Below are 12,986 nucleotides of genomic sequence, written 5' to 3'. Positions count from 1 at the left end.
CAGACAGTTCTCTGGCAAGCTTCCGCGTGTCTTTGTACGCGACCGTCGCCAGCTCCATCTGGGCGGCTATGAGGCCGTCGATGGCATCCTGTGCTGTTCGGGTGCTGTTGCGCAGCCAGCCCAGCGCCTCTTCAACGCCGGTTAGATCGATGTCAACAAACACATCCTTATCAGAAAGCAGGATGTTCGGCGTGATGACGGGAATGAACCCGGACCACAACACCGGCCTGTCGCCCCCAGGAATGTATCGCCCACGGACAACGTAGCTTTCAGCCGGCAGCAGACTTTGCGAGATGAGCATCGAGCCAACCTGCGGCTGGTCGGTTCGGCCTTCGGAGACTTTCTCCAGCGTGGCCTGCAGCCTCACCTCGTATTCGATGCCGATCACGTCATCGAGACGCCCATCGCTGTTGTCCCACGTCAGCCGAATAGCCGGTCGGCGATCCTCTCCGGAGCTATCCTTGACCGTGGCCGGTTCTGCGAACCAGTCGACAATCGGCTGTGGCGTCGGACGAATGACGCCAAGTTGGCCATCAACCGGCGGCTTGAACTCGGTATCGCTGCTCCAATCGTAGTCCGACGGGTCCACCTCAGTGATGTCTATCATCACATCGAGGTTGGCGCGGTCGGCAACACCATCGAGCCGCATCGACTTTGCGATGTAGCCGTTGCGTTCTGACGTCCACGAAAACACCGTTCCCGGTGTTGCGTAGGCCCAGAACTTCGGCGGCAGCACAATCGTGTGCCTTCGGAAGCGTCGGGCCTCTTCAAGCGCCGATTTCATCAGGCGCTGCACCTGTTCCGGATAAGGAACGAAGTTAAGGTCGACATCAGCCATCAGGCGGCGATTGCCGTCAATCGCCTCAAGGTCCGTCCGATAGAGCGGCGGTGCGGTCTTGGCGACCCAGCCATCTGCTGGCGAAGGATAGTTTGCCGAAACCCCGTTGATGGTGTCAGCCAGACCGAGGAATGGCGTGAACTCCTGCTCTTCCGTCGACAGGATATCATCGTCGGTGAAGGCGATAACGGGGGCATCTGGCGCACCGGAGTGCAGATAGTAGACGCCACCGACTTCCGAAATCCTGCCTTGGCACGCTGTCAGCAACGCTTCGAGAGCGGAGGTCAGAGATGCATCGACCTGAATTTCGCCGCCGCTGCGATAGGTGTTAACCCATCCCGTCGATTCCAGCGTGCCAGCGCGATGTTTTTCGATCTGGGCAATCCAGGCTGCGGCAGGCAGGCGTGAAGAGGAAAGGTTCTGCAGGCCATAGAACCACTGACCGTTATAGGTGATGCCGCGCAGTAGATTGTAAATCTGCACTGCCGGCAGGAAATCACCGTCGCCGCCCCATGTCGCTGGATCAGCGAAGCGCTGCGGACCAACGCCGCCTTGCGTGCTGTCACGCGAAACGTCGTAGAGGCGCAGCCCTTCGAGCACGAACTTGAAGGACGGCACGCCCGAAAACATGTTCTTCGAAACGCGCGCCGTGACGATCGCATAAGCAACGCCCCGCCCGATGCGATCCGGGTTCCACCACCTGTTGCCGTTCGAGACCGACGTGAACAGGAAGCTGTCAGCGGTCGTCTGCGTGCCGTCGTAGAACTTGACCCAGAGGCTGTCTGGATACTCGTTGACCGCATAGCCGCGATCAGTCAGACCGCCGAACGTTACGAGCTCGCCGTTGACCCAGACCTCGGCAAGGCCGCGCACAGGCAAATCCGACAGCGCGATGACCTGCGTCAGATAGGCGTTCGGCGTATCGCCGTCCTGCCCCCAGGTATTGACGAACACGAGAGAGCCAGCGGTCGCGGTGCGGCCCATGATGAACGAGCGAGCAACATCGCCGCCGCCCTGCAGTGTGCCGTTGATTGAAAACGTCGGGTCTTTCGGCTGGCCTGCGATCGACTTGGCTAGAAGGCTGAGGCCGACGCCAACAGCGGTCTTCAGGATGAACGAGCCGACAACACCAAGGCCGCCAATGAACGTTGACACCGCCGTGAATACGGAGGCAATCGCCGAGAAAATAGCCATCGATTTTCCTTGGATGCGCGATGCGCGCGGGGCGCGGATGGCGCCGAAGGAACGCCGCTAGAGCGGCTTCATGAAATGTGTTTCGACAGCGCTGTAGCCGCGCCGCTCGTAGAGTCTGGAGACATCATTGGTTGCCAGCGATGCCATACCAGCCGAAACGCATCCGACCGACCGCGCCCACGCCTCGTAGGCATCGAGCATCTTGATGGCGCCTCGGCCTCGCGCTTCTGGCGTTACGAACCAGACCGTTTCCTTGGCAATGCGCCCAGCGCCGAAGAGATGTTCAAACGCGCACGCCATCAGGACGCCTTGCGCGGGCTTGCCAGCAACAAGAACGCAGGACGCTGGCGACGCCAGATGCTGCTGAAACAGCCGATCAGCATAAGCTGCCTGGAATGGAAAGGTAAAACCGGCGGCTTCATGACTTTCGCGCAGGAGCGCCACAACACGGTCGCGGTCCTCAGCAATAGCGAAGCGAACTTCCATCAGAACAAACCTAAAAACTTTTTCCGCTTCTTCGGCTGCGTCGCGACCTTGCCCTTTTCGGAACCCCAGAAGAACTCCCACTCGGAAGAGGTGTCAGCGTCGGTGTAGAATGCATCACCGGCCTGTCGCAGCACCTGCGTCGCGTGACTGCGCGTTGACGGATTGGACCGCGTCATTTCCTGCGTATGGCTGGCGCACACCATCGTCACGCTGCCTTCCTCGTTCTCGGAAGGGGTGTTGATCGTGATGGTATCGACAAAGCCAACAAAGCGGCATTCGGCTGGCGCGACCATCTGGCGGCTGTCCGGATCGAACAGGCCTCGGTAGATCTCTACGCGGGCCTGACGGCAATCATACTGCCGCACCAGCGTCTGCACGTGCTCGCTCACCTGGGACAGGCGAATGTTGACGTTCTGTACTGAAAGGTTGGCAACGAGCGGAATATCATCGATCTGCACCAGCGTGCCGGAGCCATACCAGTCACGCGTGACCGGCAGGCCTGTATCCGGATGCACGATGGCGGCTGACACGTCACCGACGTCAGACCACATGCCATCGGTGACCGGCGCACCAGTCGCTCGATCGCGCGCAACGAACCAGAGGAAGTCGCGCGCCACCAACTGCCGCGCCTCAAGCGCAGCAAGGTTTTCTGCTGAGATGTTTCTCATGATACCCCTTAGCGGGCTTCAATCGCCTGAAACGTGACCGTGCCACGACCAGTGGCCATGTCGGCAGTTGTCGAAATCGAGCCAGGCACGATCGCCATGATGCAGGAAGGCTTGACCAGCGCAGCGGCGACAGGCGCCGTAACGCCCGGCCACAGATGCGGGCGAACCTCAAACTGCGTGGTCACGCCGCCGCCACTGGCCGTCACGGCCTCCATGACCATGTGGAGGTCTTTGTCGCCGATCTGGATGTAATCGCCGACCGAAACCTTGTAGCCAGCGGGCACGCCCGACAGCGAGATTGCCTTGCGGTTACTCGCAATCGTGGCCACCTGCCCCACCCCGGCGAATGCGCTACCGGTTGGCCATCTGCCGTTCGGGTAGGCGACGGGATAGCAACGAGACTTCGGGAATGCGCGGAACGTCTTGAGCCCGTTTTCCAAGCTCGTAAGCCGCGCACGCCAGTAGTCTAGCTCGTTCGGCTTCATTGATCGCGATTGCGCCGTCATCTGCCAGAGTGGTGACCCCATGTCCTTGACGACCGTCTGGCCACCAGCCGTGCGCGACTGTTCTTGCCGCCAAAGCAGATTGAACTCCGTCGACCAGCCTGGGAACTCATCGAAAAACGAAGTTGGGAGCGGGTATGTGATTGTCATTGTGTTTCCGCCTCTTGCGGGACTCGACTCCCGATTGCGTCCATGCTCATTTTCGCGTGCGAAGGCTAAAGGAGTAACGTATGTCAACAGTCAAGTTTGCCATTAACTGGCGAAATGTGTCAGGCGAGATAGTTTCTGACGCAACAGATTTTGCTCAGCCATACATCAACATCGAAGTTGCGAACCCATCGCAGTCGAAATGGGTCCTTGTAAAAGCGCTAGTCGATACAGGGCTGGGCAAGACATCAATTCACAGAAGCATAATATCGTCCCTCGACTGCCCTTTCGAAGGCTCGGTTCGAGTGTCGGGTAGCGCCGGTTGGCAAGACTTCGATACCTACTCCATGCTCTACAAATTTCCTTCAGTCCCAAATGTTTGCGCCACGGGTGTGTTTTCAGCAATGGATGAACCTATTGGCGACGGCCGCATTCTTGGAGCGGTTGGGATGGATATTTTGCGATTAGGTCGTCTGGTTTTAGCTCCCCAGAACGGATTAAGCTTCTTTGAATTGCCTGCAGCCTGAGGACATCAGACTGAATGCGATAGAACTCTTCAGGCACTGGAGACGCGGCCCATGCCTGTCTAATATCAGCCATATCCATCTCCTAAAACCGTCGAGGCGGCACCATTGCCGCCTCACCCCAACTTCACGTTTCGTTTTTGTGCCGACCGAACGGCGGCCTCAACCCGGCTTTGCAGCTCACCCTGCATCTTGGCCAGCGCCTTTTCCTGTCTCGCGACGGCCTCAACAGATGCGCCACGGTTGTCTACGACTGGATTGAAGTTGACGACGACACCGGCAGATTGCGCCGACATCGATCGCAAGCTCGGCACGCTAGGGACCGAAATCCCGACTGGGCCGCCGTTGGCGTAGCCTTTGCGGAGCGCTTCAACTGCCCCTACTCCACCGGCCCGCGCCACATCGGCTTGCGACCACACGACCTCGCCTTTGTGCACGATGCCAGCAGGCTGGTATTTGCCGCCCGGACCAGTGAAGCCGCCCTCTGAGAAGAGGCCACCTGACAGCCCGGCGTACCGAGATGCCCCACCGCCAAAAAGACTGAACAGGCCGCTCAATAAACGGCCACTGCCGCCAGCCGCACTGTTGACCTTGAAGATGCTATTGAGCACATCGTCCAGGAGGGCATCCGCAATGCGGCTAAGCGCACCAGCGAATGCATCCGCGGCACTCTCACCATGGATCAAATCGTCGATGAAACCGCGCGTTGCGTCTCTCGCGACGTTGTTCCACTCATTCAGCTTCTGCTGTTCCTCTTGCGCTTTCCTAAGCGCCTCGGATTGCCGAGCATATGCAGCAGATTCCTGCTCGATTGCAGCAATCTTGTCGGGCGACAGCGTGATGCTTTCGAGGTCTTTTTCGCCCTTCTTGCGCGCCTCTTCGCGAAGGTCGGCCAGCGCCTTCTGCTCCAGGTCTAGCGCTGTACGGCGCTTCACTTGAGCCTCATTGGACAAGCCAATAAGGCTCATTTCCTGACGCAACGCCTCAGTCCTATCTCGGACAGCCTGAAGGTCTTCCGCAAAGCGGTCGGATGCGGTCTTTTTGGGAGCCCTTGCGCGTTTCGGCGTACCGAAACCTCTATTTTTGTCTGTGTCCAGATCGGACGGGCGGCGTTCTGGTGTGGGGCCGCTATCCGGTAGTGGAAACTGCGTTCCTTGGATTGTGGCATCAGCGCCGAATTGGGAATCTTGCTGGCCTGCTCCGCGCCACGTCCTCGGATCATTGATCCTGGAGGTCGCAACAGATGTGACTTCATTGACCTTTTGGACGCTATCCGCGGCAGTCAGCGCTGCCGCCGACAGTGTGGAGAAGTATTTGGCGAACTCAGCGAGCGCGGGGATGCCGGTGCTGTTGATCGCCGCACTTAGAGCGGCCTGCACACGGTCGACATCTTCAGTCTGCGCCTTGCCTTCTTCAGCAGCCTTCGCGAAGTCATTGAAAGCTGACTGGAGGTTCTTGATAACGTCAGCTTCTTCACCTGCAGACTGAAGTTGCGAAACCAGATCGGCAATGGTGGCGCGCGTACTTTCGACCTCTTTGCGGACGTCAGCGAGCGTGTTGGTATTTACAATGTCGGCGCCCTTGGTGAGGTCGGCATTGTCTTGCGCCCGTTTCAGCTGGTCGGCGTAGTCGCGTAAAGCGGGAACGGCATCGCCCCAGCGTTCGGCGACGGCAGCAATTAGCGCAGCTTGCTCTTTGAGCACTTCGGCTGACTTATCGCCTTCGCTCATAATCGTCGAAAAATACTGAAATGCCGCTGTGCCTGCGGCGATGATGCCAATCGTTACCAGCGACAACGGAGAAATAACCGACGCGAAAGCTGCCGCGAGACCTTGGCCGACGCCCTGCCCGCTATCTTTAATTTGCTGCAGGACGGCCGAAAGCTGGGTGCCCTGCTGCAGGGCGATCTGGATGGGAGACATCCCCATCGCTGCGGTCACGCCGATGTCCTGGAACTGAGCGGCAATGTTTGCGGTATTGAAGCTGTTGCCGCTGCTCGTCGTGACCGTAGCCTTCAGAGCGGCATTGCGACCCTTGATGGCCGCGGTGGACGCAAGCGCCGCCTGTCGCTCTCTCTGGATCGCAGACGCCATCTCGTTGGCAGAAATTGCGCCAGCGGCATGGGCCTGCCTAATTTCGGCGACCGCGTTCTTATAATTCGAAATTGTTGCGAACAACGGGCTGTATTTGGCGCGGAGGCGATCAAGCTCTTTCTGCTGATCAGCGAGAACCCCGTTCCATTCTTTTGCTGCTGTCGTACCGATGCCCACCATGCTATTGATGCGATCCTGCATCGAGGTGGTGAGCGAGTTGTTGATCGACTTACCGGTAGCGGCAAAACGTTTCTCAATGCCGCTGGATGCTGCGCCTACGTCCGACACCAGCCGATTTAGCGCACGCTTTACGGTTGCAAGGTCGGTGCTGATTGAGATAATCAGATCATCACTGTTGTTGCCGGCCAAGTCGGTGTCCTAACGTGAAAAAGCCCGCCAATGGCGAGCCGAGAAGGATGGATATGCCCAAGTGCAAACGATGCGGGACGGACTATTATCTGGGCGGGAAGGACGGCCACTGCGTTGACTGTGAAGAAGCGGTCGCGAAAAGCGACGGCGACGCCAAAAAGCAGTCGATCATCATGACGACTTCGATTGACGTGCCCAACCGTGAAGTAGATTGCGTCATATCGATCGTCGCGTCCGAAGCTGCCCTCGGCATGAACATTTTCAAAGACGTGGCCAACAATTGGCGCGATTTCGTTGGTGGTCGGGCAAATTCATCTCAAGCCTCCCTCAAGGAGGCACGTCTCGCGTGTTTGGACGGACTCAGGTCAGAAGCTCACGCGCTCGGAGCTGATGCGGTGATCTCCGTCGACCTCGATTACAACCAACTTGCTACGGGCGGCACCGGTGGCATCCTTTTCGTCGCCGCCACGGGTACAGCGGTCAAGCTGAAGCCAGCCTAACCACCGTACTTCTTGATCAATTCATCCATCTCTTCGTCAGACGGTGGCGCCACGGACTTTTTGGCTCCGTTCGCTTCGGCCTTGCCCTTCACCGCAAGGGTGAACTCGGTCAAGCTAGACGCCCAGAATATTACTGGGGTCCAGCCGAGGCCGCCGAATGCGATCTTTTGCCAGTCGCGCCAAGGGAATGGTTCTTCTACGCCGCCTTTAGAGCGGCTTCCCCGTTTCCCTCGTCTTCCTCATCGAAATGATGAGACAGCGCCTCGGAAATCGCCTTGGCAACAGCGCCGAAGTGCTTGAGCTTCAGCGCACCAATTGCCGCGACTTTGTCGCCGCGCACGGTAAGCAGATCGAGTGCGGCCACAGTAGCGGCCGGCTCGACGCCTGAAAGGCGAAGAAACAGATCGGACATGCTCTTGCAGGAAAGGCGCGAAGACACAGCGGCAAGACCGCCCATCTCGGCAACGATAACCAGCGGCACCTTGCCAACGAACAGGCCGACTTCGCCCCGCGCGCCATTCACTTCAAGCGGGAACGGCTTTTCAGCATCAGCCAAATTACACCTCCGCAACGAACGTCAGAACGCCGGCAGCAACGAACGTGGCCGTGAATTCCATGTTGCCCTCCATCTCGCCGCTGAACTCGAATTCAGAAACGAACCAAGGGCCGGTGTAAGTACCCAGGCCAGGAACGATCACCTTGGCATTGAATTTGGTCGCGTCGTTGACGTGCGTCATGAACGCGGTGTTCGAAGCGCTCTTAACGAACTTGCCGGAACCAGAGAACGTGCGGTTCTTGATGCCCGGCTCTGCTGTTTTCTGCGGCGTATTCTCTGGATTGACGCAGTCCGTGATGGTCGTGTCGACCTCATTGGCGGACATATTGAAACTGCGGGTCGTGAGACCGCACAGGTTAGAAAAGACTTCAGGAGTTTCGCCGTCACCGATCTGGATGAGCAGCGTACGACCAATCTGTTGACCGTCGGCCATTTGTAAACCTCAAAAAGTAGGGGTTGGTGGCCAATCAGGCCGGTGTCTCGACGCGCGCGACAAACTCGACGACACCGTGGGTCGTGACTTCGTCCGGGTCTTTGAAATGACGGGTGTCTTGCCGCGTGATCGATATCAATCGATGTGAGGCCAGCACTAATGGCGCTTCATCCAGAGCCTCGACGACCTCGTGAATGATTTCCTTTAGCTCCTTGAAGCCTCCGGAGTATTGCGACCAAACGTGGATCGTCACGTAGATGAGGTTCGACTTTAAACAGCCGACATCATCCCTGATGACTTGGCTTTCGCCGTATTCAACGTATGGGAACGGTGCGTTGGTCGGCGGTCTGTCATAAATTCTTTGGGCCACCTTCGCCGTCAGACCTGCTCGCGCCTTCAGTCGAGTGACGATGGCACCCTGGAGTTCTAGATCTGGGCTAGCCATTACTTTTTCATGGCCTCCCTTACGCCACGCCAGACGGCGTCGTTGATGCGCTTCTTCGCTTTGGCCCTAAATGCTCGCCACGTCGGGAAAATATGCGGTTGCGCCCGCGTGCCAGGATGCATCTTTGCGCCGGCCGCCTGCTTCTTGCCGGCAACCGTACCGCCACCCTTCGCAACGTTATGCGGCCGTGTGCCGAACTCCAAAAAATGCCAAATCCAAGCGGCGAAAACGCCAGTCGCATCCGGATCCTTGCTGGCCGATGCACCGACAAGCGCTTTCGCAGTCGGTCTGTCAGAAATCTTGGCGCCCTGTATGGAGGCAGCGTAGTCGCCGGCCGTTGCGCTGTTGCTTATCGGCGCTCGGTCGGAGATTTTATCGGCGGCTTCGGTAGCGATCTGTAGCTTCGCTTCGGCGGCGTACTTGTTGGCGAGCGGAGCGACCTGATTCAGCTTCTTCGTCAGCGCTTCGCGGCCTAAGACTTTTGCCTTGATCACGACGCCTCCCCCTGCACCACAAGCAGCTCGATCCACTGGTTGCGTTCGTCGATGTTGACCGCAGCCTTGATTGCGTAGACGACGCCAGATCGCTTATTTCGCGCCCGCCATGCTGGCGTGATGGTGCGTGTGCGCACGTTGCTGCGAACAGTCATGGTGTAGGGCTGCAAGCCTTGCAGGCGGCTAGCGATGACAGTTTCGTTGCCGACGCGCGGTTCAAGGCGGGCTGGCTCCACGAATTGCTCAGCGAAGCCGACCACAACACCGCCATACCCATCATCGCCCTCGACCTCGGCCTCAAAGCCGATGCGCTCACTCAGCGAGCCTGCGCCCGCCCTCTTGCGTTTTGGCATTCGGTCGATCCTCGGTGGGTTCGGCAGCCTTAGCCGCTATTGCAGCCGCAGCGCACTTGCGCGTGACGTTGTAGAGGCCGACCGGATACGCGACGGTGAAGCCTGGCTGACGCCAATCGAACGGTTCATGGAAGCGGAGCCACATAGTCATCTGCCACTGTTCGCCAGACACGCCACGGTGCCAAAAGCATCCGCACTGCGCGTGGAAGGACTGCGTCACCTGTTGCCTTCGGGTCAGGCTCTCGCACCTCGTAGAGATCGCCGGTCACGAGAAGGATCGCCGACACGATTGCAGGGGTTGCAGCTATTCCGTCGGCGACCGTGGGCGTTTCGCCTGCAGCTACGACTTCGCGATCAAGATGCTGCGTAACGATGCTTTCAGCGGCGTCGCGATAGAGGCCGATCTCCGTATCTTCATCATCATGAAAGACACGGAGATGCTTCTTTAGGGTTTCGAGATCGACGATTGGCATATCAGGCCGCCACTACTGCGGTAGTAGGCGCGCTTGTGACGGGCACGCTGCCCTTGTCATTGGTGGCCGTGACGCGAACCGTGATGGCCTTACCAACGTCGCCGGCGACCGGCACATAGGTAGCCGCAGTGGCGCCAGAAATCGCGACGCCAGCAGCAAACCACTGCCGCGCGTAAGTCGGCGAGCCGGACCATGTGCCGGTTGTCGACGTCAGCGTCTGGCCAACCTGTGCGGTGCCTGTGATGGCAGGTGCAACAGAATTCACCGGTGAGCCGATACCGTTGACGATACCAGCGCCGATATAGGACGCGACCTTGCGCTTACGAAGCTTCGTTGACAGCATCGGGTTTGTCCTTCTTCTTCGTCGAACGAGCAGAGGAGATCACCGGCTTATCAGCGGCATCATCCGCGGCGTCGTCTTCTGCAGAGGTTTCAACCTTTGCCTCGCCGATGATGTCGATAAGACCCTGCGCCTCGAGCTGCTTCGCCTCGCCTGCCTCGACCTTGAACGGATCGCTCTTTTTGGTCTTCAGTTCTTTGCCAACAGCAAAAGTGCGTTTGGCCTTCACTTCCAGAAAATCGGTCATGTTCACTCCCTTTCAAGGAAGGGGAGCCGAAGCTCCCCTAGGTCAATTAGGCGCCTTCGACATCGCCGGTCACAAAGGACTCGGGGCGATAGACTGCGAACGCCAGGCGCTCTTCGGCGCGGATGGTGAACATGTTCTTCTCGAAGTCGTCGACGTTCTCGCTGGAAAGCAGAACTTCGATTTCCATGCGGTCGAAGATCTGGGCTGCGAAGCTGAACGCGCCGGTGAGGAACTCGCCCGCGGCCATGGCCTGCGTCGAAACGACCGGCAGGTTCCAGAGCGTCGGAGTGAGCGAGCCCTGCGGATTGCCGATGATGTAGTTGCCGCCGGCATCCTTGGTCAGTTCGATCTTCGCCCAGTCGATCGGGTTCAGAACGAACGCGGTTGCCGGATACTCAGCGAGCACGACCTGGAGAACAGCCAGACGGAGACGGTCGATGCCCGTTTCGTCAGCGGCAGCGAACGCCGGATTGAACGCGGTAGCCTGCGGAACCAGGCCGTGGATGTTCTGGCCGGTGCCAGAGCCATTCAGCAGCTGATTTTCTTCGGCGAAGCGCAGACCGTAACGAGCGCGGCCGTCGATGTAGGAGCGAAGCGCGGGCGCGTCGTCTAGGATCTGGCGAGAGGCCTTGAACAGGTGCGCGATCGTGCGAACCGGCGCGGACGTCATATCGAACGTCAGATCCGAATAAGGCTTTGCAGTCGTTTCAGCGACCGGCGCAGCATTGTTCGTGTAACCCGTTTCCTTGACGTACTCGATCGAGCTCGAAGCAGTCTGACCAGGCAGAACGAGATCGCGGATCGTCAGCTGACGCTCAGGCAGACCAAAGATCCCAGGAACGCGAGCGCCGGGGACCAGAGACGTACCCTGAGAGCGGCCGGCGCCGACAGTGGTATTGGCAGAGGTGATTGCAGCACGGTCAGCCTTTACGCGGATTGAGCCGCGCGATGCACCGGTGAGCATACCGGCCTTGAACTCCGCAGAATCGATCACGAGGTCGCCGAGCGACTTCTGCTCGTTTTCGCCGATTTCGTTTTCTCGGGCGGCGCGCTTCTCAAGGTCGCCGAGGCGGGTCGTAACGTCGCCGAGCTCAGACAGAGCCTTGTCGGTCTTTCCCTTCAGCTCAGCGGAAACGTCTGCGCCTGCACGAACCTTTTCGGTCAGGTCCGAACCGAGATTCTGCACCTGTTCCTTGATGGACGCAAGCGAAGTACCGAGCTCGCCGATCTTATCGGCAAGTTGATTATCAGCCATGAGTGGCTCCTTTATCGAATGAGTGGTGATTTTGCTTCGGCGATTAGCCGGTCAATGGCTGCCAAAGCAGCAGCATCCGCATCGACGTCAGGAGCCCCCTGACCATCCTTGAGGTAGAGCCGAGCGGCCCGCTCCGCCTCAGAGCCCGACAACCCCATCAGTCCCCTGATGCCGTTCTCGAACTCGCGTTTTGTAATTTGCTCGCCGGCGGACATCTTCGCGACCAGCGTTTCTGCGGCCTCAGCCTTCGCGGCGTTAGCGGCCTTGATGCGCCTCACCGGAGCAGGCTCCACCTCGGCGCCGTAACGCGCCAAAGTCTCGTCAAGCGTCGCAATGCGGTCGACCATGCCGCGGTCCATCAGCGCTTCGGCGTAGAAAACTCGGCCTTGGCCATAATTGTCTTCGACCTTACTGACAGTCACGCCTCGCCCTTCGGCGACGGCTGCGACGAAGCGATTGTACGAGCGGTTAATACCGTCCTGCACATGCGCCAGCGCTTCCTTGCCGAGCGGTTCGGTCTCGTTGCCTTCGACCTTGTGTTTGCCAGCTGAAATGTACGTGCGTTTGATGCCACGCTGCTCAAGGGCAGCCGACAGATCATCGTGGGCAGTGTAAACTCCGATCGAACCAGCGCGGCCGGAAGGCGTGACGACGATTTCGTCCGTCGACGCCGCAATCCAGTAAGCCGCACTTGCGGCCAAGCTGTTAACCTGCGCAATGATCGGCTTTTCGCCACCACGTAGCTTGCGGATTTCCGTTGCGAGCTCGTCGGTGCCTGGGACCGTCCCGCCTGGGCTGTCGATGTCGAGCACGACAGCCTTGATATCCTCGTTCGAAAGCGCTTTGTGCAGCGCTCTCTTGATGCCGGCATAGGAAGTGCCGCCGCTCATCGCGGAAAACAGGTCCATTTTATCGGCCAGAACCCCATAAACCGGGATTACGGCGACGCTGCCGCTGGTTTCAGCAATTTCCTTGGCGCGCGCGTCGTCGATTGATGCCGCGAACTCGGACGAAAACAGCTTCTCACCTTCGGCCCGCGCCACCAAAACATCAGCCAAAACGCCCAGT

Annotated in this window: 17 protein-coding genes and 1 pseudogene; 2 read left to right on the top strand and 16 right to left on the bottom strand. The window is 58.9% G+C overall.

Features of this window, described 5'->3' with window-relative positions:
* From WA845_RS08625 to WA845_RS08610, 4 genes are all read right to left on the bottom strand, one after another.
* The coding region (locus tag WA845_RS08625) for a phage tail protein (protein WP_337322291.1) at positions 1-2,032 on the bottom strand (2,032 nt) is incomplete at its 3' end.
* A gap of 57 nt (positions 2,033-2,089) precedes the next feature.
* Complete coding sequence (locus WA845_RS08620) at positions 2,090-2,518, bottom strand: GNAT family N-acetyltransferase (protein WP_337322290.1); 429 nt, start codon at positions 2,516-2,518, stop codon at positions 2,090-2,092.
* Positions 2,518-3,186 (bottom strand): hypothetical protein, encoded by a 669-nt coding sequence (locus WA845_RS08615; protein WP_337322289.1) that lies wholly within the window; start codon positions 3,184-3,186, stop codon positions 2,518-2,520. Before WA845_RS08615 ends, WA845_RS08620 begins: the two co-directional genes overlap by 1 nt.
* 8 nt (positions 3,187-3,194) lie before the next feature.
* On the bottom strand, positions 3,195-3,839 hold the full coding sequence (locus WA845_RS08610; protein WP_337322288.1) for a hypothetical protein: 645 nt from the start codon (positions 3,837-3,839) through the stop codon (positions 3,195-3,197).
* A gap of 80 nt (positions 3,840-3,919) precedes the next feature.
* On the opposite strand from WA845_RS08610, the gene WA845_RS08605 reads away from it, so the two are divergent.
* A complete protein-coding gene (locus tag WA845_RS08605; RefSeq protein ID WP_337322287.1) occupies positions 3,920-4,363 on the top strand; it encodes a hypothetical protein in 444 nt (147 codons plus the stop codon).
* A 113-nt stretch (positions 4,364-4,476) separates the two neighbouring features.
* Here WA845_RS08605 and WA845_RS08600 read toward each other — a convergent pair whose 3' ends face one another.
* Entirely contained in the window at positions 4,477-6,822 is a 2,346-nt protein-coding gene (locus WA845_RS08600) for a phage tail length tape measure family protein (RefSeq protein ID WP_337322286.1), read from the bottom strand.
* Positions 6,823-6,836: 14 nt separating this feature from the next.
* Between WA845_RS08600 and WA845_RS08595 the strand changes: the two genes are divergently transcribed.
* On the top strand, positions 6,837-7,322 hold the full coding sequence (locus WA845_RS08595) for a YbjQ family protein (RefSeq protein ID WP_337322285.1): 486 nt from the start codon (positions 6,837-6,839) through the stop codon (positions 7,320-7,322).
* On the opposite strand, the pseudogene WA845_RS08590 reads toward WA845_RS08595, so the two are convergent.
* From WA845_RS08590 to WA845_RS08540, 11 genes and pseudogenes are all read right to left on the bottom strand, one after another.
* Positions 7,319-7,498, bottom strand: a pseudogene (locus WA845_RS08590) (phage tail assembly chaperone); the annotation flags it as partial. The gene WA845_RS08595 and the pseudogene WA845_RS08590 sit on opposite strands and share 4 nt — an antisense overlap.
* A 20-nt stretch (positions 7,499-7,518) precedes the next feature.
* Positions 7,519-7,878, bottom strand: a complete 360-nt coding sequence (locus WA845_RS08585) for a hypothetical protein (protein ID WP_209915089.1) — start codon at positions 7,876-7,878, stop codon at positions 7,519-7,521.
* A 1-nt stretch (position 7,879) separates the two neighbouring features.
* Complete coding sequence (locus tag WA845_RS08580; protein ID WP_013636135.1) at positions 7,880-8,311, bottom strand: phage tail tube protein; 432 nt, start codon at positions 8,309-8,311, stop codon at positions 7,880-7,882.
* A gap of 34 nt (positions 8,312-8,345) precedes the next feature.
* On the bottom strand, positions 8,346-8,756 hold the full coding sequence (locus WA845_RS08575; RefSeq protein ID WP_337322284.1) for a DUF3168 domain-containing protein: 411 nt from the start codon (positions 8,754-8,756) through the stop codon (positions 8,346-8,348).
* A complete protein-coding gene (locus tag WA845_RS08570; RefSeq protein ID WP_006697508.1) occupies positions 8,756-9,250 on the bottom strand; it encodes an HK97 gp10 family phage protein in 495 nt (164 codons plus the stop codon). The genes WA845_RS08575 and WA845_RS08570 overlap by 1 nt, the downstream gene beginning before the upstream one ends.
* The gene (locus WA845_RS08565; protein ID WP_337322283.1) at positions 9,247-9,603 is read right to left on the bottom strand and encodes a head-tail adaptor protein; all 357 of its coding nucleotides are present in this window, start codon (positions 9,601-9,603) and stop codon (positions 9,247-9,249) included. Before WA845_RS08565 ends, WA845_RS08570 begins: the two co-directional genes overlap by 4 nt.
* 125 nt (positions 9,604-9,728) lie before the next feature.
* Positions 9,729-10,076, bottom strand: coding sequence for a head-tail connector protein (locus WA845_RS08560; protein WP_337322282.1), 348 nt, complete (start codon positions 10,074-10,076; stop codon positions 9,729-9,731).
* Position 10,077: 1 nt separating this feature from the next.
* Complete coding sequence (locus WA845_RS08555) at positions 10,078-10,419, bottom strand: hypothetical protein (RefSeq protein WP_337322281.1); 342 nt, start codon at positions 10,417-10,419, stop codon at positions 10,078-10,080.
* Positions 10,397-10,663: a hypothetical protein gene (locus WA845_RS08550; RefSeq protein ID WP_337322280.1), complete on the bottom strand. Its 267-nt coding sequence runs from the start codon at positions 10,661-10,663 to the stop codon at positions 10,397-10,399. The genes WA845_RS08555 and WA845_RS08550 overlap by 23 nt, the downstream gene beginning before the upstream one ends.
* A gap of 46 nt (positions 10,664-10,709) precedes the next feature.
* A complete protein-coding gene (locus tag WA845_RS08545; protein WP_337322279.1) occupies positions 10,710-11,918 on the bottom strand; it encodes a phage major capsid protein in 1,209 nt (402 codons plus the stop codon).
* An 11-nt stretch (positions 11,919-11,929) separates the two neighbouring features.
* Positions 11,930-12,961: a S49 family peptidase gene (locus WA845_RS08540; RefSeq protein WP_337322292.1), complete on the bottom strand. Its 1,032-nt coding sequence runs from the start codon at positions 12,959-12,961 to the stop codon at positions 11,930-11,932.
* Positions 12,962-12,986 lie beyond the last annotated feature (25 nt).

Origin of the sequence: Agrobacterium sp. CMT1 (assembly GCF_037203725.1) — a bacterium.
GTDB classification, from domain to species: Bacteria; Pseudomonadota; Alphaproteobacteria; order Rhizobiales; family Rhizobiaceae; genus Agrobacterium; species Agrobacterium pusense.
Note: the sequence above shows the minus strand (reverse complement) of the source record. Positions and strands in the feature narration are given on the sequence as shown.